The 25,074-nt window shown below is 63.6% G+C and carries 20 protein-coding genes and 1 pseudogene; 10 read left to right on the forward strand and 11 right to left on the reverse strand.

Going from position 1 to position 25,074, the window contains the following annotated elements; translation table 11 throughout:
* Nucleotide 1: 1 nt before the first annotated feature.
* The 4 genes from ACR0CU_RS13435 to ACR0CU_RS13450 are packed head-to-tail and all read left to right on the forward strand — an operon-like array spanning nucleotide 2 to nucleotide 4,270.
* Nucleotides 2-895, forward strand: a complete 894-nt coding sequence (locus tag ACR0CU_RS13435) for a 2-dehydro-3-deoxygalactonokinase (protein WP_170448271.1) — start codon at nucleotides 2-4, stop codon at nucleotides 893-895.
* Entirely contained in the window at nucleotides 892-1,497 is a 606-nt protein-coding gene (locus tag ACR0CU_RS13440) for a 2-dehydro-3-deoxy-6-phosphogalactonate aldolase (RefSeq protein WP_170448273.1), read from the forward strand. Before ACR0CU_RS13435 ends, ACR0CU_RS13440 begins: the two co-directional genes overlap by 4 nt.
* Nucleotides 1,494-2,354 (forward strand): SMP-30/gluconolactonase/LRE family protein, encoded by an 861-nt coding sequence (locus ACR0CU_RS13445; RefSeq protein ID WP_480643221.1) that lies wholly within the window; start codon nucleotides 1,494-1,496, stop codon nucleotides 2,352-2,354. Before ACR0CU_RS13440 ends, ACR0CU_RS13445 begins: the two co-directional genes overlap by 4 nt.
* On the forward strand, nucleotides 2,351-4,270 hold the full coding sequence (locus tag ACR0CU_RS13450) for a beta-galactosidase (RefSeq protein WP_170448278.1): 1,920 nt from the start codon (nucleotides 2,351-2,353) through the stop codon (nucleotides 4,268-4,270). The genes ACR0CU_RS13445 and ACR0CU_RS13450 overlap by 4 nt, the downstream gene beginning before the upstream one ends.
* Nucleotides 4,271-4,312: 42 nt before the next feature.
* On the opposite strand, the gene ACR0CU_RS13455 is transcribed toward ACR0CU_RS13450, so the two are convergent.
* The 9 genes from ACR0CU_RS13455 to ACR0CU_RS13495 all read right to left on the reverse strand — a co-directional run bounded on the left by ACR0CU_RS13455 (nucleotide 4,313) and on the right by ACR0CU_RS13495 (nucleotide 15,462).
* Nucleotides 4,313-5,569: an ABC transporter permease gene (locus tag ACR0CU_RS13455; protein ID WP_170448280.1), complete on the reverse strand. Its 1,257-nt coding sequence runs from the start codon at nucleotides 5,567-5,569 to the stop codon at nucleotides 4,313-4,315.
* Nucleotides 5,566-6,486, reverse strand: coding sequence for an ABC transporter permease (locus tag ACR0CU_RS13460; RefSeq protein WP_170391631.1), 921 nt, complete (start codon nucleotides 6,484-6,486; stop codon nucleotides 5,566-5,568). The genes ACR0CU_RS13455 and ACR0CU_RS13460 overlap by 4 nt, the downstream gene beginning before the upstream one ends.
* Nucleotides 6,487-6,498: 12 nt before the next feature.
* Nucleotides 6,499-7,611, reverse strand: a complete 1,113-nt coding sequence (locus tag ACR0CU_RS13465) for an ABC transporter ATP-binding protein (protein ID WP_170341232.1) — start codon at nucleotides 7,609-7,611, stop codon at nucleotides 6,499-6,501.
* A gap of 124 nt (nucleotides 7,612-7,735) precedes the next feature.
* Nucleotides 7,736-8,860, reverse strand: coding sequence for an extracellular solute-binding protein (locus tag ACR0CU_RS13470; RefSeq protein WP_170341229.1), 1,125 nt, complete (start codon nucleotides 8,858-8,860; stop codon nucleotides 7,736-7,738).
* Nucleotides 8,861-9,211: 351 nt separating this feature from the next.
* A complete protein-coding gene (locus ACR0CU_RS13475; RefSeq protein WP_170448282.1) occupies nucleotides 9,212-10,294 on the reverse strand; it encodes an ABC transporter ATP-binding protein in 1,083 nt (360 codons plus the stop codon).
* A gap of 3 nt (nucleotides 10,295-10,297) precedes the next feature.
* Nucleotides 10,298-11,953: an alpha-glucosidase gene (locus ACR0CU_RS13480; protein ID WP_170448284.1), complete on the reverse strand. Its 1,656-nt coding sequence runs from the start codon at nucleotides 11,951-11,953 to the stop codon at nucleotides 10,298-10,300.
* A 9-nt stretch (nucleotides 11,954-11,962) separates the two neighbouring features.
* Nucleotides 11,963-13,111, reverse strand: coding sequence for a carbohydrate ABC transporter permease (locus ACR0CU_RS13485; protein WP_170525809.1), 1,149 nt, complete (start codon nucleotides 13,109-13,111; stop codon nucleotides 11,963-11,965).
* A gap of 11 nt (nucleotides 13,112-13,122) precedes the next feature.
* Nucleotides 13,123-14,130 (reverse strand): carbohydrate ABC transporter permease, encoded by a 1,008-nt coding sequence (locus ACR0CU_RS13490; protein WP_170359279.1) that lies wholly within the window; start codon nucleotides 14,128-14,130, stop codon nucleotides 13,123-13,125.
* A 63-nt stretch (nucleotides 14,131-14,193) separates the two neighbouring features.
* Nucleotides 14,194-15,462: an ABC transporter substrate-binding protein gene (locus ACR0CU_RS13495; RefSeq protein WP_170366000.1), complete on the reverse strand. Its 1,269-nt coding sequence runs from the start codon at nucleotides 15,460-15,462 to the stop codon at nucleotides 14,194-14,196.
* Between the two features lie 231 nt (nucleotides 15,463-15,693).
* Between ACR0CU_RS13495 and ACR0CU_RS13500 the strand changes: the two genes are divergently transcribed.
* From ACR0CU_RS13500 to ACR0CU_RS13520, 5 genes and pseudogenes are all read left to right on the forward strand, one after another.
* The gene (locus ACR0CU_RS13500; RefSeq protein ID WP_170448289.1) at nucleotides 15,694-16,725 is read left to right on the forward strand and encodes a LacI family DNA-binding transcriptional regulator; all 1,032 of its coding nucleotides are present in this window, start codon (nucleotides 15,694-15,696) and stop codon (nucleotides 16,723-16,725) included.
* A gap of 2 nt (nucleotides 16,726-16,727) precedes the next feature.
* Nucleotides 16,728-18,026: pseudogene (locus ACR0CU_RS13505) on the forward strand (GH1 family beta-glucosidase); the annotation flags it as partial.
* A gap of 48 nt (nucleotides 18,027-18,074) precedes the next feature.
* Entirely contained in the window at nucleotides 18,075-19,055 is a 981-nt protein-coding gene (locus tag ACR0CU_RS13510; RefSeq protein WP_254437619.1) for a glucokinase, read from the forward strand.
* A gap of 39 nt (nucleotides 19,056-19,094) precedes the next feature.
* Nucleotides 19,095-20,021 (forward strand): carbohydrate kinase family protein, encoded by a 927-nt coding sequence (locus ACR0CU_RS13515; protein WP_170367402.1) that lies wholly within the window; start codon nucleotides 19,095-19,097, stop codon nucleotides 20,019-20,021.
* 18 nt (nucleotides 20,022-20,039) lie between these two features.
* On the forward strand, nucleotides 20,040-20,705 hold the full coding sequence (locus ACR0CU_RS13520) for a D-lyxose/D-mannose family sugar isomerase (protein WP_170359737.1): 666 nt from the start codon (nucleotides 20,040-20,042) through the stop codon (nucleotides 20,703-20,705).
* Here the strand turns inward: ACR0CU_RS13520 and ACR0CU_RS13525 are convergent.
* Nucleotides 20,699-21,664: a cation efflux transmembrane domain-containing protein gene (locus tag ACR0CU_RS13525; protein ID WP_170448293.1), complete on the reverse strand. Its 966-nt coding sequence runs from the start codon at nucleotides 21,662-21,664 to the stop codon at nucleotides 20,699-20,701. The two genes, ACR0CU_RS13520 and ACR0CU_RS13525, sit on opposite strands and share 7 nt — an antisense overlap.
* Before the next feature lie 41 nt (nucleotides 21,665-21,705).
* Entirely contained in the window at nucleotides 21,706-23,331 is a 1,626-nt protein-coding gene (locus ACR0CU_RS13530; protein ID WP_480643226.1) for a GMC family oxidoreductase, read from the reverse strand.
* A gap of 161 nt (nucleotides 23,332-23,492) precedes the next feature.
* Between ACR0CU_RS13530 and ACR0CU_RS13535 the strand changes: the two genes are divergently transcribed.
* Nucleotides 23,493-25,043: a trimethylamine methyltransferase family protein gene (locus ACR0CU_RS13535; protein WP_480643228.1), complete on the forward strand. Its 1,551-nt coding sequence runs from the start codon at nucleotides 23,493-23,495 to the stop codon at nucleotides 25,041-25,043.
* The last annotated feature ends 31 nt before the right edge of the window (nucleotides 25,044-25,074 follow it).

Below are 25,074 nucleotides of genomic sequence, written 5' to 3' on the forward strand. Positions count from 1 at the left end.
CATGAACACCGAGTGGATCGCAGTAGACTGGGGCACCTCGCATCTGCGCGCCTGGGCGATGCAGGGCGACACGGTGCTGGACCACGCCCAATGCGACCGGGGCATGGCAACGCTGGGTCGAGATCAGTTCCAGAACGCGTTGCTGACGCTGGTCCAGGGCTGGCTGGGCGCGGCGCCCGTCGACGTGATCGCCTGCGGCATGGTCGGTGCCCGGCAAGGCTGGGTCGAGGCGCCCTATGTGACGGTGCCGGCCAAGCCGATCTCGACCGTTCCGGTCCGCGTGCCCGGCACCGATCCACGCATCCGCGCCTTCGTGGTACCCGGCCTGAAACAGGACGACCCCGCCGACGTGATGCGTGGCGAGGAAACCCAGATCGCCGGCTACCTGTCCACGCGCCCGCATTGGGATGGTGTGATCTGCCTGCCCGGCACCCACACCAAATGGGTGCAGGTCAGCGCCGGCGAGGTCGTCAGCTTCCGCACCTTCATGACGGGTGAACTGTTCGATCTGCTGGGCCAGCACTCGGTGCTGAAACATTCGGTGGGCGACGGCTGGGACGACGACGCCTTTGCCACGGCCGTGGCGGACACGCTGTCCAAGCCCGAGCAACTGGCCGGGCGGCTGTTCGGGCTGCGCGCCGCCGACCTGCTGCACGGGCAGGATCCGGCCACCGCCCGCGCCCGCCTGTCCGGTGCGCTGATCGGTGCCGAGCTGGCCGCCACCCGCCCCTATTGGCTGGGTCAGCAACTGGCCATCATCGGGGCCGAGGCCCTGTCGAACATCTATGCCACCGCGCTGCAGCAACAGGGCGCGTTCGTCGAAACCGCCGACGCGACCCAGGCCACGCTGGCCGGTCTGCTGCTGGCCCGCACCCTCACGAGGCAAACCGCATGAGCCGCCCCATCATCGCCATTCTGCGCGGGCTTGACCCAGCGCAGGCCGAGGCCGTCGGCCAGGCCATTCTGGACGCCGGCATCGACCGGATCGAGGTGCCGCTGAACTCGCCCGACCCGCTGGACAGCATCGGCCGCCTGGCTCGTTCGATCGGCGACCGCGCGCTGGTCGGGGCCGGAACCGTCCTGACCGTGGACGAAGTCGAACAGGTGGCCGCCGTGGGCGGCAAGCTGATCGTATCGCCCAATTGCGATGCCGAGGTGATCGCGCGTACGGTGGATCTGGGCCTGCAAAGCTGGCCCGGTATCTATACCCCGACCGAGGCCTTCGTCGCCCTGCGCGCCGGAGCCACCGGGCTGAAACTGTTTCCCGGGGTGATGGCCGGACCGGTGGGGCTGGCAGCGATGCGCCCGATCCTGCCCAAAGGCACGCAGGTCTATGCCGTGGGCGGCGCGGGGCCCGAGAATTTTGGCGACTGGCTCAAGGCTGGGGCCGACGGTTTCGGCATCGGCTCAGCCCTGTTCAAACCTGGCATGTCCGTGGACCAGATCGCCGAGAACGCCCGCCGGATCGTCTCCGCCTATGACGAGGCCACGCGATGAGCCAGGTCTTCGACGACCGCCCGTGCGAGCTGGGCGAAGGCCCGCTGTGGCATCCAGAACGGCAACAGCTGTTCTGGTTCGACATCGTCAACAAGCGCCTGATGACCCGCGACGCGGATGGCCCGCAAAGCTGGGATTTCGCCGAGCACGTCTCGGCCGCAGGCTGGATCGACCGCGACACGCTGCTGATCGCGTCGGAAACCGGGCTGTGGACGTTCGGGCTTGAGACCGGTCGCAAGGACCGCATCATCGCGCTTGAGACCGACAACCCGGTGACCCGCTCGAATGACGGGCGGGCTGATCCGTGGGGCGGTTTCTGGATCGGCACCATGGGCAAGCGCGCGGAACGGGGCGCGGGGGCGATCTATCGCTTGTGGCGGGGTGAGCTGCGGCAGCTGGTGCCGGACGTGACCATCTCGAACGCGATCAGTTTCGCGCCCGACCGGTCCTGCGCCTATTTCTGCGACACGGCCACAGGGCAGGTGCGGCGCTGGGGCCTGAACCCGGAAACCGGCTGGCCCGAGGGCGACAGCGCGGTGTTTCTGGACCTGCGCGCCGAGGGTCTGAACCCCGATGGCGCGGTCGTCGATGCCGCGGGCAACCTGTGGCTCGCGCAATGGGGCGCGGCGCGGGTTGCGGCTTATGACGCCAGCGGAACCTTTCTGCGCGCGTTGCCTTTCGCGGCGGCCCATACCTCGTGCCCCGCTTTCGGCGGACCGGATCTGACGACGCTGTTCTGCACCTCGGCCCGTGAAGGGCTGGATGCGGACACTATCGCATCGCACCCCACCAACGGAATGACCTTTGCCGCCGAAAACGCGGGCCAAGGTCAGGCGGAACACAGAGTCATCCTATGAACCCCGAACTTGGCGTTTGCTATTACCCCGAACATTGGCCGCAAGAATTGTGGGCCGAAGATGCCGCGCGCATGGTCAAGGCCGGGTTGCGCTGGGTCCGGATCGGCGAATTCGGATGGAGCCGGATGGAGCCGGAACCGGGCCGGCTGACATTCGACTGGCTGGATCAGGCCATCGAAACCCTTGGTGCGGCCGGGCTGAAGGTGGTGCTGGGAACCCCAACCGCCACGCCGCCGCGCTGGATGCTGGACCGGCACCCGGACATGCTGGCGGTGGATGTAAACGGGCAGCCGCGCAAGTTTGGCTCGCGCCGTCACTATTGTTTCAGCCATCCCGGATATATCGACGAGTGCGTCCGCATCGCCCGGATCATGGGCGAACGTTTTGGCCACAACCCGCATGTGGCCGCCTGGCAGATCGACAATGAATATGGTTGCCACGACACCACCGTCAGCTACGGCGAGCCTGCCCGGCAGGCCTTCCGTCGCTGGCTGGCCGAACGCTATGGCTCGGTCGCGGCGCTGAACGCGGCCTGGGGCAACGTGTTCTGGTCGATGGAATACGGCGATTTCGATCAGATCGACCTGCCCAACCTGACCGTGACCGAACCCAACCCCGCGCATGTTCTGGCTTTCCGCCGGTTCAGCTCGGATCAGGTGGCGGCCTTCAACCGGGCCCAGGTTCAGGCGCTGCGGCCCCTGACCGACGCGCCGCTGCTGCACAACTACATGGGCCGGGTTCTGGATTTCGACCATTTCGAGGTGGGCGCCGATCTGGATATCGCCACCTGGGACAGCTACCCGATCGGGTTCCTGTCCGACCGGCTCGAGGCTGACGCGGCGCACAAGACGGCCTTTCTGCAGCAGGGCGACCCGGACATGCAGGCCTTTCACCACGATCTGTACCGCGCCGTCGGGCGCGGCCGCTGGTGGGTGATGGAACAGCAGCCCGGACCGGTGAACTGGGCGCCCTACAACCCGGCCCCCCTGCCGGGCATGGTGCGGCTCTGGTCGCTCGAGGCCGTGGCCCACGGGGCCGAGGTGGTCAGCTATTTCCGCTGGCGGCAGGCGCCTTTTGCGCAGGAACAGATGCACGCGGGCTTGCTGACGCCGAACAACCGCCCCGCCCCAGGTCTGGCCGAGGCGCAGCAGACGGCCGAAGATCTGGCCGCGCTGGGACCGGTCGAACCGGTGCAGGCGCGGGTGGCCATCATGTTCGACTATCCGTCGGACTGGGCCTGGGCGACCCAGCCGCAGGGCGCTGGGTTCAACTATTTTCGGCTGGTGTTTTCCGCTTATCGCGCACTGCGCCGCGCCGGGCTGTCGGTCGATGTCGTGCTGGCCTCGGGCTTGGACGACGCCGACTATGATCTGATCCTCGCCCCCGGACTGGCAACGCTGGACGACGCGCTGGCCGACCGCCTGCGGGCGGCCGCGAAACTGACGGTTCTGGGCCCGCGTACCGGGGCAATCACTGCTGATTTCCAGATCCCGGCCCAGGGCCGCCCTGGCCTGCAAGCGCTGGACTGCGACGTGGCGCTGGTGGAATCCCTGCCGCCCGAGATCACCCGCCCGGTTCAGGGCGGCGGAGCGGCGCAACACTGGGTCGAGCGGCTGACCGGCAACGCGCCCGATCTGTTGACTTTCGAAGACGGGACTCCGGCGCTCAAGGGCGGTGACCAGCTTTGGTATCTGGCCGGGTTCCCGGACGAAGACCTGTGGGACCGGATCGTTGAGATGGCGGCGCAGAAAGTCGGGCTGACCCTGCACCCATTGCCGCCCGGCCTGCGGCGGCGCGAGACCGCGACCCATGACTTCCTGATCAACTACAACGCCACACCGGTGGATTGGAACGGCCACAGCATTGCTGCCTGCGGAGTCGCTATCCTGAAACGCAATCCGCCCGGCCAGGAATGAACCTGAACCGGGCGGATGTGGTGCTCTGGTAGGCGCTTCTTCCTACTCGTCGGTCTTCAGACTGTTTGGATCGAAGACGTTGCCGAACCCACTGTTGCCCGAAGGCTGATCGTCAGGCTCGGCTGAGCTTTCGTCGTCCTGACCACCCAATGTGTTCGGAGCGAACACATTGCCAAAACCGCTGTTGTTCGACGGTTTGGGCGTGGATTGCTGCGCGTCGCCTTGCTCGGCCTCGCGCTGCTTGCGCTGCTCCTCGCGTTGCTTGCGCAATTCCTGAATGCGCTGTTCAGCTTCCAGACGCTTTTCTTCCTTGACGTCCGCGATGCACTGGGCCGGGTTGTAGGCCATGGCCGTCCCGACGACAGTGATCGTTGCCACGGCAAACATGACCAGCAGCACGGCCGCCATGTTCCCCGAGAAAAAGCTGGGCAACTTGATCTTGCCCGCCAGCTCCTCGACCGTGGCTTCCTTGCGCGCGGCGGCGACCAATTCCTGACGCTTCAACTTGGCTTCGTTCAACAGGGCGAAGAACACGGTCAGCGCCACGATGATAAAGGCCAGCGCCGAAATCGCAGGTGTAATGCCGTAGCGCACCTTTTGAGCCAGTTCGATTGTCAGTGTCGGGTATTCGCCGAACGTGAAGGTGGTGGTGTTGTAGTTCTCGAACGAGGCAAGAAACGCAAGCACCGCCGCCGAAGCAATCGCCGGGCGCATGAACGGGAGCAGGATCTTGCGAAACGCCTGTGCATGCGTTGCACCAAGGTCCAGTGCCGCCTCGGTCAGCGCCAGGTCATATCGCTGCAGCCGGGCCACCAGAACCAACATGCAATAGCTGGCGATGAAGGTGGATTGGCCAATCACGGTCAGGAAAACACCGTTCGACAAAAAGCTGTCGGCACCCAGCCCCAGCATCCGGTTGATCCGGTCCCAGAAGACCAGCGTCGAGATACCCAGAACAACGCCCGGGATCAGGATCGGAGCGATGATGATCGTGTAGTAGGTGGCGCGCAGCTTGGGCCAGATCTGGGTCAGCATCAGCGCTCCAGCCAAGCCCATCGCCACCGACAGAACCACGGTTCCCGCGCCGATGATCAACGAGTTCTTGATGCCGTTCAGGATGCGTTGGTCCTGAAACAACTCGCCGAACCACTGGAAGGTCAGGCATTCCCACGGGCTCATGCGCGGGAAACCGGACGAGTTGAAGGCGGTGATCGACATGATCACCAAGGGACCCAGCAGGTAGGCAAAGAAGATCGCCAGATAGACCCAGATGCTGATACGGAGGAAGGACATGTTCATTTCCCGATATCCCCCATGTTCACCTTGAACAGGCGCATCATTGCCAGCACGAACAGGATACAGGTGACCAGCAGAACGATGGCGTAGGCCGCGCCTTGTGGCCAGTCGTTGTTGTCATTGAACTGCTGATAGATCAGTTGCGTGAACCACAGACTGGACGGCCCACCCAGGATTTGCGGTGCGGCCAGCGCACCGGCCGACAGCATGAACACCATCGTACAGCCGGAACTGATGCCAGGCTTGGCATAGGGGATGACCACCCTCCAGTGGATCCGCCACCACGGAGCGCCCAAGTCGCGCGCAGCTTCGATCTGGTTTCCATCCAGGCTTTCGATGACGTTGTACATCGGGAAGATCATCAGCAGGATGTACGCGTAGCCGAGGCCCGCATAGAGCGCGATGTCGTTGCGGATGAAATCGAACGGCGTGTCCCAGATCCCCAATCCGACGAACAGCGTGTTCAAAACACCCGTCTCTCCGAAGATGATGCGCAGCGCAAAGGCACGCAGGATCTCGTTGATCCAATAGGGGATGATCAGCATGATCGCGAAGATACGGATGTGATTGCCCTTGGACTGACCCAGGTAATAAGCAATCGGATAGCAAATGATCAGGTTGAAAACCGTCACGCAGACCGCGGCAATCAACGTCCGGAAGAAAACGCGCAGATCAACGGCGTTGTAGGACTGGCTACCGCCTTCCGGGCCGTAGATCAAATATTTGTAGTTCTCCAGCGTGTACACGTCCTTGGGGCCGCCGATTTCTGGGGGCGGCAGGTTGGGACGGAAGGAAAAGTCCAGCATCGACAGCTGCGGCAGGATGATCAGGCCGATCGTCCAGAACAGGACAAGTCCCAGAATCGCGAGCCCCATGCCGAAACCGTTGCGGTTGAAGAAGTCCCTGAGGAAGCCAGGCATCGTCGGGCCTCCTTATTCCGCAGCCAGCTCACCCGCCGGAACGACAACCGCGTTGCGGGTTTCGTATTCCAGCGTGATGTTCTGCCCGGTGTGATCTTTGAACGACTGCCCGTGGTTCGGGATCGAGACCTTGATCTCCTTGCCGCCCTCTCCTTCGGTGAAGATGTTGAAGACGTTGCCTTCGAATTCCTCGTGGGTTACCCGCGCCGTGACGAAGTGATCGCCGCTCGTCCCCTCGGGCGCAATCGAGAACGCCTCGGGTCGGATGAACATCATGGCGTCGTCACCTTCGGCCAACTTGCCCTGATTGGCGGTCGATATCCGCGCCACCAGATCGCCGGACCGGTTGGTCGAGATCAGGGCCTCTTCGCCCATCACTCTTTTGACCTTGCCGCGGAAGACGTTGTTTTCGCCCACGAACGAGGCGGCAAAAGCGGTTGTCGGGTCGTTGTAGATGGTCTTGCCATCGGCGATCTGGTCGATCACGCCAGCGCGCATCACGGCGATGTTGTCCGACATGGTCAGGGCCTCGCCCTGGTCATGGGTGATGTAGATGAAGGTGATGCCCACACGCTGCTGGATCTCACGCAGTTCGGTGCGCATGTGCTGGCGTAGCTTGAGGTCCAGCGCCGACAGCGGTTCGTCCAACAGCAGCACGTCCGGTTCGGCGCACAGGGCGCGCGCGATGGCGACACGCTGGCGTTGGCCACCCGACAATTCGCTGGGCAGCTTGTCGCCCTGGCCCGGCAGCGCGATCATGTCCAGCAGCTCATCCGCGCGTTTGCGGCGCTCGGCAGCGCTGGCGCCCTTGATCTCCATCGAGAAGGTGATGTTCTCCCACACTTTCATCAGCGGAAACAGTGCGAGGTTCTGAAAGATCAGCGCGGTCGGGCGCTTGTTCGGCCCGATGCCCTTCATGTTCTTTCCACCGATCAGCACATTGCCTTCGCTGGGCTCCAAGAACCCGGACACCGCGCGCAGAATCGTCGTCTTGCCGCAGCCCGAGGGCCCCAGGAACGAAAAGAAATCGCCGCCGTTGATGTTCACGTTCGCATCTCGCACAGCGACAAAATCGCCGAAGCGGATCCACAGGTTTTCCAGATCGACTCCGATCCCTGCACTCATTTTTGGTATCTCCCTGTGATGCAGCTTCAGGCCGCACCGCATCGTTGTCCGTCACGCGGGGCAAACGCGTGCGGGGTCCAAAGGCCCCCCGCGCGACAACGCGAGGGGCGCGATCTCAAGGCGATCAGGCGCTCTTGAACTTGTTGACGAACTCGGTCCGGGTCTCGGCGTACCAAGGTGCTTCGGCAGGCCACGGGTTCAGGTTGGCCAGCGAGTCGCCCGGATAGGCCTCGGCAAAGTTCTTCTTGTAGGTGTCGCCCGAATACTGGTCGGCACCCAGAACCGGCGAGTTATAGCCGTGGCTGTCGATCGCGACACCGGCCGGCTTGGCCTGATAGGCGAAGTCGATGAAGGCGTAGACCTGGTCGATATTGGTTGCGCCGGTCGGCATCGACATGCCGTCGACCCAAGCCATCGCACCCTCGACCGGAGCCTGGTAGTGCACCGGTTCGCCAGCGGATTTCAGTGCCAGCGGCGGACCATCCCAAGTCTGTCCGACGACAACCCCTTCGTTCAGCAGGCCGTTCTTCTGGGTGTCGGCATCGTTCCAGATCAGTTTGATCCGGTCCTTGCGGGCGATACACCAGTCGGTGATCTGACCCCAGACCTTGCGCATGGTGTCTTCGTCGCCATATGCGGCCCAGACCGAGCCGGGCTCCATCTCGCCGATGCGCTCCATGTACAGACCCGCGCCCAGCATCATCGAATGTGCGCGACCCATGGTCTTGCCGGCGTTTTCTTCCGACCAGACATCACCATAGGACGGAGCGTCGCCTTCGGGCAGCCACAGGTCGGTGCGATAGGCTATGCCTTCGGTACCCCAGATATGCGGCAGCCAATGCGCGCCGCTGTCACCGAAGTTCCAAGCATCGGTGCCGATCTTGGCCATCGCCGGGTTGACCTTGTCGATCGGAACCCTGTTCATGTCGAACGGCTGCAGAAGCTCCAGCGGCTCCCACTGCAGCGACCGGTTGTTGGTCGGCGAAACGATGTCAAAGCCCTGGCCCTTGGTGGCCTTCATCTTGTTGATGATCTCTTCGTTCGAGCCGATACCGGTGTAGTTCACCTTGATCCCGGTCAGGGTTTCGAACTCTTCGATGAAGCTGGGCGGCAGGTAATCCGACCACATCAGGATGTTGACTTCGCCCGAAGATGCCAGGGCGCTTTTGCTGTACAGAGGTGCCGCCAGCGCTGCGGCGCCGGCCCCTTTCAACACCGTACGACGGCTGAAGTTTGACGATTTGGTCATTCGTGTTTCTCCCGTGTTTGGACTGAGTTTTGTTTTTTATCCGTGCGTCACGTTAGAGTTTTGCGGTCGCCCCGTCAGTCCAAAAAGTGACAGTTTGCGAAATTCTTAGGTCCAGTTCCCTTGGAAGACCAAGCCCGGAGCCCGCCCAAACAGGGCGCGACTCTGCGGGAATTCGCGCGAGGATCATATATCAAAAGGGCCGACGATACCTAGCGGCGCATCGGAACTGGCCTCATGTCACACAGGGTGATCACGCGAATTTTTTGCGCATCCGCCTAATAGGTGCGCATCATTTCAGCCGCAAAAAACGATTTGCGACAAATTCAGACCAGAATCACGACGCGGTCCGAGCTATTTGCGCATTGACCGGCCGTCATAGAACAGGTGGATCTTCTCCGGCGCGGCAGTCACCGAAACCGTCTGGCCACGCAAGCCACGATGGATGCCCGGCAGTTTGCCGATCACCGACTCGGCGCCGGGGGCTTTCGCGAAATAGAGCAACGTCACCTCGCCCAATGCTTCGGTAAAGTCCACGGTCCCGGTCAGGATGGGGTCACCGTCGGCGACCACCAGATCCTCGGGGCGCACACCCACGTTGACCTTCTTGCCGGTGTCGGCGTCCTGGGTCGGGATGGCCGAAACTGCCGTGCCGCCACAGTCCAGCGCGACGGTCGTGGTGGCACCGGTGCCGGTGATCGTGCCCGGCAGCAGGTTCATGGCGGGCGAGCCGATGAACTGGGCCACGAATTCATTGTCAGGCGTCTCGTACAGTTCCAGCGGCGTGCCGACCTGCGCGATACCCTTGTTGGCCAGAACCACGATCCGGCTGGCCAGGGTCATCGCCTCGACCTGGTCGTGGGTGACATAGATCATCGTGCTGTCAGGCATCGCCTCTTTCAGGCGCGCGATCTCGATCCGCGTGGCCACCCGCAGGGCGGCATCCAGGTTCGACAGCGGCTCGTCGAACAGATAGACCTTGGGGTCGCGCACGATAGCCCGGCCGATGGCGACCCGCTGTCGCTGACCGCCCGACAGGGCCTTGGGCAGCCGGTCCAGAAACGGTTCCAGCTGCAGGATCTGCGCCGCGCGGTTTACCGCCGCGTCGATCTGATCGGCGGGCATCTTGGCGATCTTCAGGGCAAAGGCCATGTTCTCGCGCACGGTCATGTGCGGATACAGCGCGTAGCTTTGGAACACCATGGCGATGCCGCGCTGTGCCGGGGGCACGTCGTTCATCACCTGCCCCTCGATCTCCAGCGTCCCGCCCGAAATGCGTTCCAGCCCCGCGATCATCCGCAGCAGGGTGGACTTGCCGCAGCCCGAAGGGCCGACGAACACGATCAACTCGCCGCGCTCGATTTCGAGGTTGATGCCCTTCAGGACATCGACATTGCCATAGGTCTTGGCGACATCGGTCAGCTTGAGCTCGGACATGGGTTACCCTTTCTCTCGGACCATCAGGCAGAATTGCGACGGCGCCAGCGTGGCGCTGCCCTGCGCCTCGACAGCGCCCAGATCCTGACCGATGCAGCGCCAGTTGCCTTCGGGCAGGTCGATTTCCGCGGCGCCATCTCCCAGGTTGAAGGCGCAGAACACCTGCTGGGTATCATCCTCGCGCAGGAAGCTGAGGATCGGGCCGGTTTCGCGCATGTCGGACTGGGTGCCCGACATCAGCGCCGGATATTCATGGCGCAGAGCGATGGCGCGGCGATAATGGTTCAGCACCGACTGCGGGTCGGCGTCCATCCGGTCCACGGCGCGCTCGGCCTGCGCGATGCTGACGGGCAGCCAGGGCGCACCGGTGGTAAAGCCCGACTGTTCGTCCTGCGCGGCCCAGACCATGGGCGTGCGGCAGCCGTCGCGGCCCTTGTATTCAGGCCAGAACTCGATGCCATAGGGGTCCTGCAGGCGCTCAAAGGGCACGTCGGCCTCGGGCAGGCCCAGCTCTTCGCCCTGATACAGGCAGGCCGAGCCGCGCAGGCACATCATCAGAACCGCGTGCTGCCGGATGCCGGCCTCGTCCAGATCCCAGCGCGAGGCGTGGCGCTGCACGTCGTGGTTGGAGAACGCCCAGCACGGCCAGGCGTCGCCGGCCTTGGACAGAAGCTGGTCGAACACATGCTTGGTGTATTCTGTCGTCAGGCGGCGTTTTTCCAGAAATTCAAAGGCATAGCACATGTGCATGCGCTTGTCGCCACGGGTGTATTCGCCCATGATCTCAAGCCCGCGCTGTGCGTCGCCAACCTCGCCCAGACAGGCGCGACCGTCATATTGATCGGTCAGGGCGCGCAGCCGTTCCAGGAAGGCGATGTTTTCGGGCTGGCTCTTGGAATACAGGTGGTCCTGATGGTTGTAGGGGTTGACCATCGGCGCGATGGTTGCGTTGCGCTGATCCAGCGGCAGCGCCGGGTTGTCGCGCAGTTGCGCGTCGTGGAAGTAGAAGTTGATCGTGTCCAGTCGGAACCCGTCAACGCCCATGTCCAGCCAGAACCGCGCGACGTCCAGCAGCGCGTCCTGCACATCGGGGTTGTGGAAATTCAGGTCCGGCTGCGAGGTCAGGAAGTTGTGCAGGTAATACTGCTGCCGGCGCGTATCCCACTGCCAGGCCGAGCCGCCGAAGATCGACAGCCAGTTGTTGGGCGGGGTCCCGTCAGGCTTGGGGTCGGCCCAGACATACCAGTCGGCCTTGGGGTTTTCGCGGTTGCTGCGGCTTTCGACGAACCACGGATGCTGGTCCGAGGTATGCGACAGAACCAGGTCGATCATCACCCGCAGACCCAGACCATGGGCGCGGTCCAGCAACGTCTGGAAATCCTCCATCGTGCCGAACATCGGATCGATGGCGCGATAGTCGCTGACATCGTACCCGAAATCCTTCATCGGCGACTTGAAGAAGGGAGAGATCCAGATCGCATCGACCCCCAGACCAGCGATGTAATCCAGCCGCTGGGTAATGCCCCGCAGGTCTCCGATGCCGTCGCCGTTGCTGTCCTGAAAGCTGCGCGGGTAGATCTGATAGATCACGCCGCCGCGCCACCAGTCGGACGCCGTCTTGGTTGAGTGCTTGAGGTCCACGTTGTTCTGCACGTTCATCACACGCCCTTATTTGACTGAACCGGCCAGCAATCCGCGGACCAGATATTTCTGCATTGCAAAGAAGACGACCAGCGGCACCGCGATCGACACGAATGCGGCCGTAGCCAGGATTTCCCAGTTGCCGCCACGGGTGCCCAGAAGCTCGACGATACTGTTGGTCATCACGGTAGTCTCGCCGGATGCGTCGATCAGGAACACCTTGGCCACCAGCAGGTCGTTCCATGTCCACAGGAACTGGAAGATGGCGAACGAGGCCAGCGCCGGAAAGCTCAGCGGCAGGATCAGCTTGGTGAAGATTTGAAATTCGGTGGCGCCATCGACCCGCGCATTCTCGATCAGGTCGCGGGGCAGCCCGGCCATGTAGTTGCGCAGAAGATAGATCGCCAGCGGCATGCCAAAGCCGGTATGGGCCAGCCAGACGCCCAGATACCCTTTGCCGATGCCTATGTTCAGGTGAAATTTCAGCAGCGGGATCAGCGCCAACTGCAAGGGAACCACCAGCAGACCGACCACCGCGGCGATCAACAGCGCACGGCCCGGGAAATCCATCCAGGCCAGCGCATAGGCCGCGAAAGCCGCCACCAGGATCGGAATGATCGTGGCCGGAATCGTGACTGTCAACGTGTTGAAGAACGCCTTGGCCATGCTGTCAGTGCTGTCCTCGGCCAGCAGGACCTTGTGGTAGTTGTCCAGCGTGAACTCGGGCGGCAACTCGGCGGTCACGAAGACGCGCGACCCACGGCTGCCGGTGAATTCCTCGATGTTCTCCATCCGGTAGTCGCCATTGGTCTGAACGGTGATCGTACCGCCCTTGCGCAGTTCGGCCGTCTGGCCCGGCTCAAACGCATCGATCTCGCGCGAGCTGATGCCCCATTTCGAGATGCGCGCCTTGGTTCCGGCGTCGAACAGGTTGCCCTCGATCACATACAGGCCGTTTTCCTGCACCTGGGTGTCGGGCGCGGCGCTGCGCAGCGTCAGGTTCTGCTCGGACGGGAAAATCGCCCGCCACCAGCCGCTGGTCGCGATCTGGTCCGCCGTGCGAAACGACGAGATGAACAGGCCCAGCGTGGGCACCACCCACAGCACCACCAGAAACAGAACCGAGGCATGTACGGCCCATCTGAGCGCCGGGCGGGTTCCTGCGATCTCACTCATGACGCGCCCTCCTATTCCATTTCCTTGCGCGCGTTGCGCACGTTCCAGACAAGGATCGGCGTCACCAGCAGCATGATGACCATGGCCGAGGCCGAACCCACGCCCCAGTCATTGGCGCGGAACAGCTTGTCGAACATGTAGTTGGCCAAGACCTGTGTCTCCCACTGGCCGTTGGTCATGGCGAATACGATGTCGAACACCTTCAGCACGACGATGGTGATCGTGGTCCACACCACCAGAATCGTCGTCTTGATCTGCGGCACCTTGATCTTGAAGAAGATCTGGAACGGGCTGGCGCCATCCAGAATGGCGGCCTCGACCGTTTCTTCGGGAATGCCGCGCAGGGCCGCCGACAGGATCACCATGGCAAAGCCCGTCTGAATCCAGACCAGCACGATCATCAGGAAGAAATTGTTCCAGAACGGGATCGTCAGCCAGGTCTGCGGGTCGGTTCCGCCAAAGAAGATGTACAGGGCATTCAGCATGCCGATCTGGTCCTGCTCGACCGGACGGGTGTCATAGACAAGCTTCCAGATCACCGATGCGCCCACGAACGAGATCGCCATCGGCATGAAGATCAGAGATTTGGCGACATTGCCCCATCGGATGCGGTCGGTCAGCTGGGCGACCAACAGGCCAAATGCTGTCGACAGCGCCGGGACCACGATCAGCCACAGCATGTTGTTACGCATCGCTTCCCAGAATTTGGGCTCTCCCATCATTTGGGCGTAGTTGTCCAGACCCACCCACTCGTATCCGCCGCCGGGCACCCGGTCGGTCAGGGACAGGCGTAGCGTTTCCACCACAGGGTAGGCCAGGTACAGCCCCAGCGCGACCAGAGCGGGCAATAGAAACAACCATGGCCGGACCATGTTCGCCCGATTGATGTTGCGTCCGGCGTTCGGGCCGCGCGGCGGAAACAGAATCTTGTCCAGAAACTGGTTGGACAAGTAGAAGTAACCAACACAGCCGGATACGCCGATGGCGATCGTCAGCAGACCTTGCAATGCGGGATGCATGTCACCCTCCCTGGCGACAATGGGTCGGGCAACCCTGAGGTCGGATTGCCCGGTTTCATGGCTTTATTGGATCGCGTCCCAAGACGCCTGGATCTCGTCCGCCACGTCTTGCGCGGGTTTGCCACCGGCATAGTCGACCATGCCCGTCCAGAACGTGCCTGCGCCAACCGCGCCCGGCATCAGGTCAGACCCGTCAAAACGGAAGGTGGTCGCACCCAGAAGAATGTCGTTCATCTTCTTCAGCGTCGGATCCGAGAAGGCCGAGGTATCGACACCCTTGTGCGGGGTCAAAAAGCCGCTGAGCGCCATCCAGGTCTCATGCGCCTCGGGCGTCTGCAGATAGGCGATCAGGTCATGCGCGGCGGGGCTGTCATTGGTGATTGCCCACAGGGTGCCCGCGCCAAGAACTGGGCTGCCCAGATCCTTGCTTTCATAGGCCGGGAAGTAGAAGAAGTCCGCATCTTCACCCACGACCGTGCCTTCGGGGAAGAAGGCCGGGATGAACGAGGCCTGACGGTGCATGTAGCACTGCGGCGGCGAGCTGAACATGCCTTTGGGGCTGTCGCGGAAATCAGTGGTCGCAACCGCACCTGCCCCACCGGCGACGTAGTCGTCATTGCGGGCGAATGCGCCGAATTCCTCGATCGCGGCCACGACCTTGGGATCGTTGAACTTCAGCTCGTTGGCAACCCACGCGTCATAATCCTCGGGGGATTGGGTGCGCAGCATCATGTCCTCGACCCAGTCGGTCGCAGGCCAGCCGGTTGCGCCACCCGACCCCAGACCGATGCACCAGGGCGTGCCGCCATCGGCGACGATCTGGTCGGTCAGGGCCTTGAGCTCTTCCATCGTGGTTGGAACTTCATATCCCGCGTCCTCAAAGTTCTCGGGCACGTACCAGACCAGCGATTTCACATCGACCTTGTAGAAGAAGCCGTACAGGTGGTCCTGACCGTCCGGGCCGGCATAGGTGCCCAGATCGACCCAAGACTGGCCCGCGGCATAGTTGTCCCGGATCCAGTCGGCGGTCCCGTCAGCAAGCGGTGTCAGAAACCCGGCCTTGGCCATATCGGCTGCAAGACCCGGCTGGGGGAACACGGCGATGTTCGGGGCCGACCCGGCCTCGGCGTCGATGCGGATCTGCTGCTCGAAGCTGTCCGACCCGACATAGGCATATTCATGACCGGTGGCCGCGGCAAAGCCGTCCAGCACCTTTTCGACATTCTCCTGGTCCGGGCCAAGCCACGGGCCGAACACGGTGACCTTTTCGGCCTGGGCCGCGCCCGCCATCAGGGCAAACGTGGCCGCACCTGCCAAAAGCGAGTGTTTCATTGATTTTCCTCCCAACTGTATCCGCGCGTGTGAGACTCAGTTTTCAAAGCGCTTTGAATGCGGCCGTTATCCGCTAACATGTTGGCCCTGTCAATGACTAGATTTCGGCGCAGGCAGACTGCGTCCATGTTTTCCTGACGTATCGCGGATAATGGCAAAACAACTTGACGCAAGCCGCAAATCCCCACACAACAGGGCGCACACAAGAATTGAAAGCCTTTTGAAACCGCTATGAACCTCAAACAGCTCTCTCAGATCCTGGGTCTGTCACAGACGACGGTCAGCCGCGCGCTGAACGGTTACCCAGAGGTGAACGAAGAGACACGCATGCGGGTTCAGGCGGCGGCGGCCAAACATGGTTATCGGCCGAACGCGCGGGCCAAGGGGCTGGCGACGGGTCGGTCGATGGTGATTGGCCACGTGATCCCCAGCTCGTCGCGCCACGAGATGGTGAACCCGATCTTCGGCGATTTCGTCGCCGGCGCGGTCAAGAAATATGCCGAGCACGGCTATGACATGATGTTCACCAATGCCGACGACACCTCGATCGAAGCCGCCTATCGCAGCCTGTTCCAACGCGGTGCGGTCGACGGCGTGGTGCTGCAAGGCCCCAAGGTGAACGAGCCGCGGATCGAGGTTTTGACCCGGATGCAGGTGCCGTTCATCGTGCATGGCCGGTCGACCGGCGTCAGCGTGCCCTATGACTGGATCGACGTGAACAACAAAAGCTCGTTCCTGCGCGCGACCCGCTTTCTGATCGACCTGGGCCACCGGAGGATCGCGCTGATCAACGGTCTGGAAGACATGGACTTTGCCCAAAGGCGCCGCGACGGGTATCTTGAGGCGCTGAAACAAGCCGGTCTGTCGCCCGACCCGGCCCTGATGCGCAGCGCCGAGATGACCGAAGTCTATGGCCATCACGAAACCCGCGACATGCTGCGGCTGGACGATCCGCCGACCGCGATCCTGACCTCGTCGATGATCTCGGCGATCGGGGTGCGGCGCGCGCTGGACGAGGCCGGGCTGAAAATGGGCCGCGACGTGTCGGTGATAGCACATGACGACGACCTGTCCTATCTGAAGAACGGGCAGGACGTTCCGATCTTTACCGCCACCCGGTCTTCGGTGCGCCACGCCGGCGAACTGGCCGCCGAGATGCTGATCGAGCGCATCCGCGCGCCCCACGACCCGGCCAAGACTAGATTGCTCGAAGCCGAACTGGTAGTCGGCGGCTCGACTGGTCCCGCCCCCAACAGGTTCTGAACATGAAATACTCCCGCGCTGATTTCCCCAAAGACTTTCTCTTTGGTGTCGCAACCTCGGCCTATCAGATCGAAGGCCACGCACAGGGCGGCGCCGGCCCGACCCATTGGGACAGTTTCGCGGCCACGCCCGGCAACGTTGTGCGTGCCGAAAATGGCGATCTGGCCTGCGACCACCTGCATCGGTTCGAACAGGATTTCGACCTGATCCACGAGGCCGGGTTCGATTGCTATCGCTTTTCCACCAGCTGGGCGCGCGTGCTGCCCGAAGGGCGCGGGCCGGTGAACCAAGCCGGGCTGGACTATTATGACCGGCTGGCCGACGCCCTGCTGGAACGCGGCATCCGCCCCTGCGCCACCCTGTATCATTGGGAGCTACCCTCGGCCCTGGCCGATCTGGGCGGCTGGCGCAACCGCGACATCGCCGACTGGTTCGCCGATTTCACCGAGATCATCATGGGCCGCATCGGCGACCGCATGTACAGCGTCGCCCCGATCAACGAGCCCTGGTGCGTCAGCTGGCTGAGCCATTTCGAAGGCCACCACGCCCCCGGTCTGCGCGACATCCGCGCCACGGCCCGCGCCATGCATCACGTCCTTCTGGCCCACGGCCGCGCGATTCAGGCGATGCGGGGCCTTGGCATGTCCAACCTGGGCGCGGTGTTCAACCTGGAATGGGCCGAACCTGCCGATGATACCCCCGAGGCCCGCGCGGCCGCCGATATGTATGACGGTATCTACAACCGGTTCTTCCTGGGCGGCGTGTTCAACAAGGCCTACCCCGAGAACGTCCTGCAGGGGCTGCAGGCCCACCTGCCCGATGGTTGGCAGGATGATTTCGACACGATCGGCACGCCGGTCGACTGGTGCGGGCTGAACTACTATACCCGCAAGCTGATCGCGCCCGCCGACACGCCCTGGCCCAGTCTGCAAGAGGTCCCCGGCCCCCTGCCCAAGACGCAGATGGGGTGGGAGATCGAGCCAAGCGCGCTGACCCGGTTCCTGACCCGTACGGCCCGGGACTACACGGGCGATCTGCCGATCTATGTCACCGAAAACGGCATGGCCAGCCCCGAGCGGCAGCAGGATGACGACCGCATCGACTATCTGAATCAGCATCTGTCGGCGGTGCAGGACGCGCTGGATCAAGGCGTTCCGGTCAAGGGCTATTTCATATGGTCGCTGCTGGACAATTACGAATGGGCGCTGGGATACGAAAAGCGGTTCGGCCTGGTCGATGTCGATTTCGACACGCTTGAACGGCGCCCCAAGGCCTCGTTCCGCGCGATGCAGACAGCTTTGGCCCAGGGCGATCCGATCTCGGTTCCGATGGCACAGCCCAGGGGCGCGATGCACGACCACTGGAACCTGGTGGCCGATATCGGCGGCACCAACACGCGGCTGGGGGTCGTCACAAATGGCACGCTCACCGATCTGCGCAAATCGCCCACCGGAACCCTGCCCGAGTTTCTGGCCGCCCTGCACGACCTGTGTGCCGAGATCGGAACGCCGCCGCGCGCCGTGGTCGCCGCGGGCGCCGGCCCGGTGCGCAATGGCACGATCCGCCTGACCAATGCCAATCTGGACCTGTCCGAGGCCGACATCGCAACAGCCACCGGCGCGGACCATACCTTTGTCATCAACGACTTCACCGCCGCCGCGTGGTCGGTGGCCGAGATTACCCGCGATGACGTGCAGGCCCTGCAGGGCGACCCGACCCCGCCCAAGGGCACCCGACTGGTGGTCGGCCCCGGCACTGGGCTGGGCGTCGGCGCGCTTTTGTATTCCGAAGGCCACTATCACACCGTCTCGGGCGAGGGCGGCCATGTGGGCCTGTCCCCACGCACCCGCGACGAGGTGGACGTGTTCGAAGCCGCCCGCCGGATCGCGCCCGAGTGCTTCTTTGGCGACAGCCTGACGCTCGAGGCCGAGATGTTCCTCAGCGGTACGGGCCTGCCGATCCTGTACCGCGCCGCGGGCATGGCCGCGGGCCAGCCCGACACGCCCGTCCTGCCCGCCAAGGACATCCTGCAGGCAGCGCAGAACGGATCCGATCCGCTCGCCATGCGCGCCGCGCAGATCTTCACCACCCACTTGGGCGCCGTGATGGGCGACATGGCCGTGACCGTGATGCCCACGGGCGGCGTCTTCCTGGTGGGCGGCGTGGCCGAGAAGAACCGCTGGCTGTTCGGCAACGACTTCCTGGCGGCCTTCAACGCCGGAGGCAGGTTCGACGCGCTGCGGCAGGGCTTTGGCGTTTATGTGTCGGAACAGGCCGAATTTGGCATTGTTGGCGCTAACAACTTCTGCAAAAATGCGCTCGCGCGGTAAACTCACCGCCAGATCTTTGCAGAAGGAAGGAGCCGGGACATGATCCTGTGCTGTGGCGAGGCCCTGATCGACATGATCGCGGAGCCGACGGTTTCGGGCGCGCAAGGTTTCGTGCCGCATTCGGGCGGGGCGGTGTTCAACACCGCCATCGCGTTGGGCCGGCTGGGTGCGCCTGCCGGAATGCTGACCGGGTTGTCGCGCGACATGTTCGGCCAGCAACTGGCGCAGGCCCTGAAAGACAGTCATGTGGATGGCTCGCAGGTTGTTCTTTCGGACCGTCCGACCACGTTGGCCTTCGTACAACTGCAGGACGGGCACGCCACCTATTCCTTCGTCGATGAAAACTCGGCCGGGCGGATGCTGCGCCCCGAGGACATGCCGGACCAGCTGACCGCGACCTCGGCGCTGTATTTCGGCGGCATCAGCCTGGCCTGCGAGCCCTGCGCCGATGCCTATGCCGCCCTGCTGGACCGTCACGGGGCCGAGCGCGCGGTGATGATCGACCCCAACATCCGCCCCGGCTTCATCCAGGACCAGACCCGCTATCGCACCCGGCTGAACCGGATGATCGCGCAGGCCGACATCGTCAAGGTCTCGGACGAAGATCTGGACTGGATCGTCCCCGGCCCTGAAACGCTGGAAGAAAAGGTGCCGCTGCTGCTGCAGGCCGGCCCCGCCGTGGTGATCGTCACGCGCGGCAGCCAGGGCGCGACCGGGTATTTGGCCGATGGCCGCACGGTTTCAGTGCCGGTCACGCCGGTTCAGGTGGTCGACACGGTGGGCGCGGGCGACACGTTCAACGCCGGGGTTCTGGCGCAACTGCACCGCGCCGGGCTGCTGACCAAACAGGCGCTCCGTGCGATCTCGCCCGACGACCTGCGCGCCGCGCTGGAACTGGGCGGCAAGGTTGCTGCCGTCACCGTATCCCGCGCCGGGGCCAACCCGCCCTGGGCACACGAGCTGTAAGTCATCGAAAGCACCGATATGAAACGATCCGAAATCAACCGCATCAAGGCCGAGGCGCAGGCCTTCATCAATTCGTTCGGCTTTGCGCTGCCGCCCTTTGCCGACTGGACGCCCGAGCAGATGCGCAGCCCGCAGGCCGCCGGCATCCGCGCCCGTGGCCTTGGCTGGGACATCACCGATTACGGCCAGGGCAGGTTCGACGAACTGGGCCTGTTCCTGTTCACCCTGCGCAATGGCGACGAAAAGGACCTGAGCGCAGGAAGGGGCATGCTCTATGCCGAGAAGCTGTTGATTTCGCGCGACAAACAGCTGTCGCCGATGCATCGCCACATCGTCAAGGCCGAAGACATCATCAACCGCGGCGGCGGCGATCTGGTGATGGAGATCTACGCCTCGGCCCCCGATGGCAGCATCGACCGCGACACCCCCGTCACCGTACCCAGCGACGCCTGCCCGGTGACCATCCAGCCGGGCGAACATCTGCGCCTGAAACCGGGCGAAAGCGTCACGCTGATGCCCGGCATCTGGCACGCCTTCTGGGCGGAAAAGGGCGATTGTCTGATCGGCGAGGTCTCGACCGTCAATGACGACCGCACCGACAACGTGTTCGAACAGCCGATCCCGCGCTTTGCCACGATCGAGGAAGACACCGCGCCCGAATTCCTGCTGGTTGCCGACTACTGAACGCGCGGGGCCCGACCAAAGGGCGGGTCGGAGGCCAGCGTCAACGCGACCCGGCCCGGGCTTGCGGCTTGGGCCAGCCGGTCGCGGACGGCCTCGAAGGCTTCGATCGTCACGGATTCGGCGGGTTTCAGATAGACAAGATGGAACAGCGCCCGCCCGCTGCGCACCGTCGCCACGTCCAGCACTTGAAACGGGCTGTCTGCACAGATCCGGCGGGCCTGCCCAATGATCTCGGCCCGGGCATCGGCCGGCAGCGCCACACCCACGATATCGCGCAGCGCGCCCAGAAACACCTTGATGGGCTGCGGCAGCAACGCTAGGCACAGCAACAACACCACCAGCGCATCCGACACCGGAACCAGACCGGCAAGCGGCCCGCCCTCAAGCAGGTTGATCACGAAAAACGCCGCCCCGGCCCCAAGGCTCAGCACCCCGTCGACCATCGCGGCCCGGGACTCGACCCGCAGCAGATCGCTGGTTTTGCCGGTGCGGCGCCAGTTCCAGCGATGATAGGCGAAAAGCGTCAGACAGATCGCCGCCATCGAGCCGGCATAGATCAGGATCCATTCCAGAACCACCGGCGCGGCTTCGCCCGTCTTGGCATAGGCCAGCAGACGGTTCACCGCCGAACCGGCTGCCATCAGGATGATCCCGAACAACAGCAGGCTGCGGAACATTACGAAGACGGATTCGTCGATCTCGTATCCAAAGGGGCGGTTCTGGTCCGGAGCGCGCCGGATCGAGGCGGCGACCCATCCCGCCACCACAGCCGTTGCGAAATTGAGCCCCGAGAACAGCCCGTCCAGCAACAGCGCATCGGAGTTTGCCAGAAACCCGGCCACAACCCCGGCGCCCGCCATGAACAGGCTGGCCCATTTTGCCGCGTTCAGCGACCGGCGTTCAAAGATCAATGTGTCCTGCATCGGTTCAGCTTTTCGGTTGATGAGGCTGGCGGTCATTTATGTCCGACGGGCCAAGCCGCAAGCCCCGTGTGCCGTGCTCATGCCCGTCCGCGTATCATGTCGGCAGCCTTTTCCGCGATCATGATCACCGGCGAGGCGGTATTGCCCGACACGATCTTCGGCATGACCGAGGCATCGACCACCCGCAACTTCTCCAGACCCCGAACGCGCAACCGTGGATCGACCACCGCGGCGGCGTCACTGCCCATGCGGCAGGTGCCGACCGGGTGAAAGATCGTGGTGGCGATGTCGCCCACCGCATCCAGCAGGCCCTGTTGGTCGTTGATCTCAGGGCCCGGCAGAACCTCTTGCGGGTGGTAGGGTGCCAGCGCCCGCGCGGCCATCACCCGCCGGGCCTGCTGCACGGATTTGACCGCCACCTGCCGGTCACGCTCGATCGAGAGGTAGTTCAACCTGATCTCGGGCTGGGCCTTCGGATCGGGCGTGGTGATGTGGCAGTGCCCCCGGCTTTCGGGCCGCAGATTGCAGACCGAGACTGTGATCGCGGGGAACGGATGCAGCGGGTCGCCCAGCCGGTCGGTCGACAACGGCTGCACGTGATATTCCAGATCCGGCGTGACCAGCATCGGGTCGGATTTGGTGAACATGCCAAACTGGCTGGGCGCCATCGCCATCGGACCCGACCGGGTCAGGGCGTATTGCGCCGCGATGCGCGCCTTGCCCCACAGGCTGTTGGCCATGGTGTTCAAAGTTTTCGCGTTCTGCACCTTGAACACGGTTCGGATCTGCAGGTGGTCCTGCAGGTTTGCCCCCACGCCCGCGTTTTCATGCTGAACCGCGATCCCCTGCGCCGCCAGCACCTGAGGGTCGCCGATCCCCGACAGTTCCAGCAGCTTGGGCGAGTTGATCGACCCCGCCGCCAGCAGAACCTCGGCCCCGGCCAAGGCCCGGTATTCGGTGCCGCCACGGGCAAAGTGCACGCCACGCACGGTCTTGCCTTCGAGGATCAGGCCCAGCGTCTCGGCCTCGGTCAGGACCCGCAGGTTGGGCCGTTTCCTCGCCGGGCGCAGAAATCCCTTGGCCGTGTTCCAACGCACGCCGTTCTTCTGGTTGACCTCGAAAAACCCCGAGCCTTCGTTGTTGCCGTCATTGAAATCGGCGCGCGGCTGGATGCCGATCTCGCGCGCGCCGTCCTGCACGGCTTTCAGGATCTCCCAACTCAGCCGCTGTTTCTGAACCTTCCACTCGCCGCCGGACCTGTGCATTTCGCTGTCGCCGGCGTGGTGATCTTCGGATTTCAGGAAATAGGGCAGCACATCGTCCCAGCCCCAGCCCGCATTGCCCAGCTGCCGCCAATGGTCATAGTCGGCCGCCTGCCCGCGCATGTAGATCATCCCGTTGACCGAGCTGCACCCGCCCAGCACCTTGCCCCGCGGATAGACCAGCGACCGCCCATTCAGCCCAGGCTCGGGCGCGGTTTTCATCATCCAGTCGGTGCGCGGATTGCCGATGCAGTACAGATACCCCACCGGGATGTGGACCCAGTGGTAGTTGTCCGACTTGCCCGCCTCGAGCAGCAGAACCCGTGTCTTGGGGTCCTCGGTCAGCCGGTTGGCCAGCACGCAGCCCGCGGTACCCGCGCCTATGATGATATAATCGTACTCGCCCTCAAGCCGGGCGGTTTCAGATGTGGCGGAATTCATTCTCGGCCTGCTCTGTGCATTGTTCCTGATCCTGCGGAGCGCAGCTTAGCAGCTGTTGCGGGCAATGCACGGGTCCGATGTCGCATTCCGCAACAGTATTTCGCAATCCTGCAGGTCGCGCCCCCGGTCAGCGGTCAGACTGGTGTCAAAGGAGGCCCAGAATGACCCAGATCGCCACCCGCGTCCGCAGCGGAGGCCGCGCCGCCCGCCGCGCCCTGCGCACCGCACCCAGCTTTGACATGTTGCCGGGCCTGACCCGCAACATCCCGCTGTGCGAGGTGATGGACGGGTCACAGGTCGAGCGGATCGACGCGGCCTCAATGGACATCCTCGAAAACGTTGGCGTGCAGTTCCGCGACCCGATCGCGCTGGCCGCCTGGAAGGCGGCTGGAGCCAAAGTCGACGGCGAGCGGATATATCTTGATCGCGGGCTGGTCCGCGACTTGATCGCGACGATCCCCTCGGATTTCACCTATTACGCCCGTAACCCGCGCAAGAATGTGCGCCTAGGCGGACCGCACGCGATTTTCGTGCCGATGACCGGCGCGCCGTTTCTGCGCGATCTCGACGACGTGCGCCGCAATCCGACGCTGGACGATCTGGCGATGTTCCACAAGCTCAGCCACATGCTGCCCGCGCTGCATTCCTCGGCTCACCACATCGTGGAACCCTATGATCACCCGATCAGCCAGCGCCACCTACGCATCACCTATTCGTCGATGAAGTATTCCGACAAGACCTTCATGGGCATGACCACCTCGCCCAAAAACGCCGAAGACGTGATGGAGATGTGTGCGATCCTGTTCGGCGCAAAGTTCATGGAGGATCACCCGGTCACCACCGGCAACTGCAACGGCAACTCGCCGCTGGTCTGGGACGAGACCATGCTGGGGGCGATGCGCGCCTTCTGCCGCCGCAACCAGCCGGTGCTGTGCTCGCCCTTCGTGCTGGGCGGGGCCAACACACCTGCGAGCGTGCCGGCGACGGTCGCGCAGCTGAACGCCGAGGCGCTGAGCGCGCTGGCCTATACGCAGGTGATCCGGCGCGGCTGTCCCGCGATCTACGGGCACTACCTGTCGACCGTCAGCATGAAATCCGGCGCGCCGATGGCCGGCACGCCCGAGATCAGCTTGATGAACTTCATGATCGGCCAGATGGCCCGGCACTACGGCGTGCCCTGGCGCAGTTCGAACACGCTGGGCGGGGCCAAGACATTCGATGCGCAGGCGGGATATGAATCGGCGACGACGCTGTCGGCGGTGATCCATGCGGGGGCCAACTATATCTGGCATTCGGCGGGCTGGAACGAGGCCGGGATGCATTGTTCGACCGCCAAGTTCGTTGTCGATGCCGAGCAATGCGCCATGGCCTACCGCATGGCCGAGGGCCCGAAGTGGCACGATTTCGACGAGGCCGTTGCGGCCGTATCCGATATCGGCCCCGGCGGGCATTACCTGGGCCATCCGCACACGCAGGACAATTTCCAGGAGGCGTTCTTCATGCCCGAACTGTTCGACAACAACTCGATCGAACAATGGGTGGCCGAGGGCGAAGTCGAGATCACCGAGCGCGCCCTGAACCACGCCCGCAAGCTGCTGGCCGAGTATCAAGAGCCCCGCCTGGACCCGGCCACCGACGAGGCATTGCGCGACTACATCGCCCGGCGGGAGCGGGAGATCCCCGCCGCCGACGAGTTGAACCAGCACTGTTAGGAAACACTCCACTTGCCCGCCTGCCTGTCAG

Source organism: Ruegeria sp. BC2 (assembly GCF_056539245.1).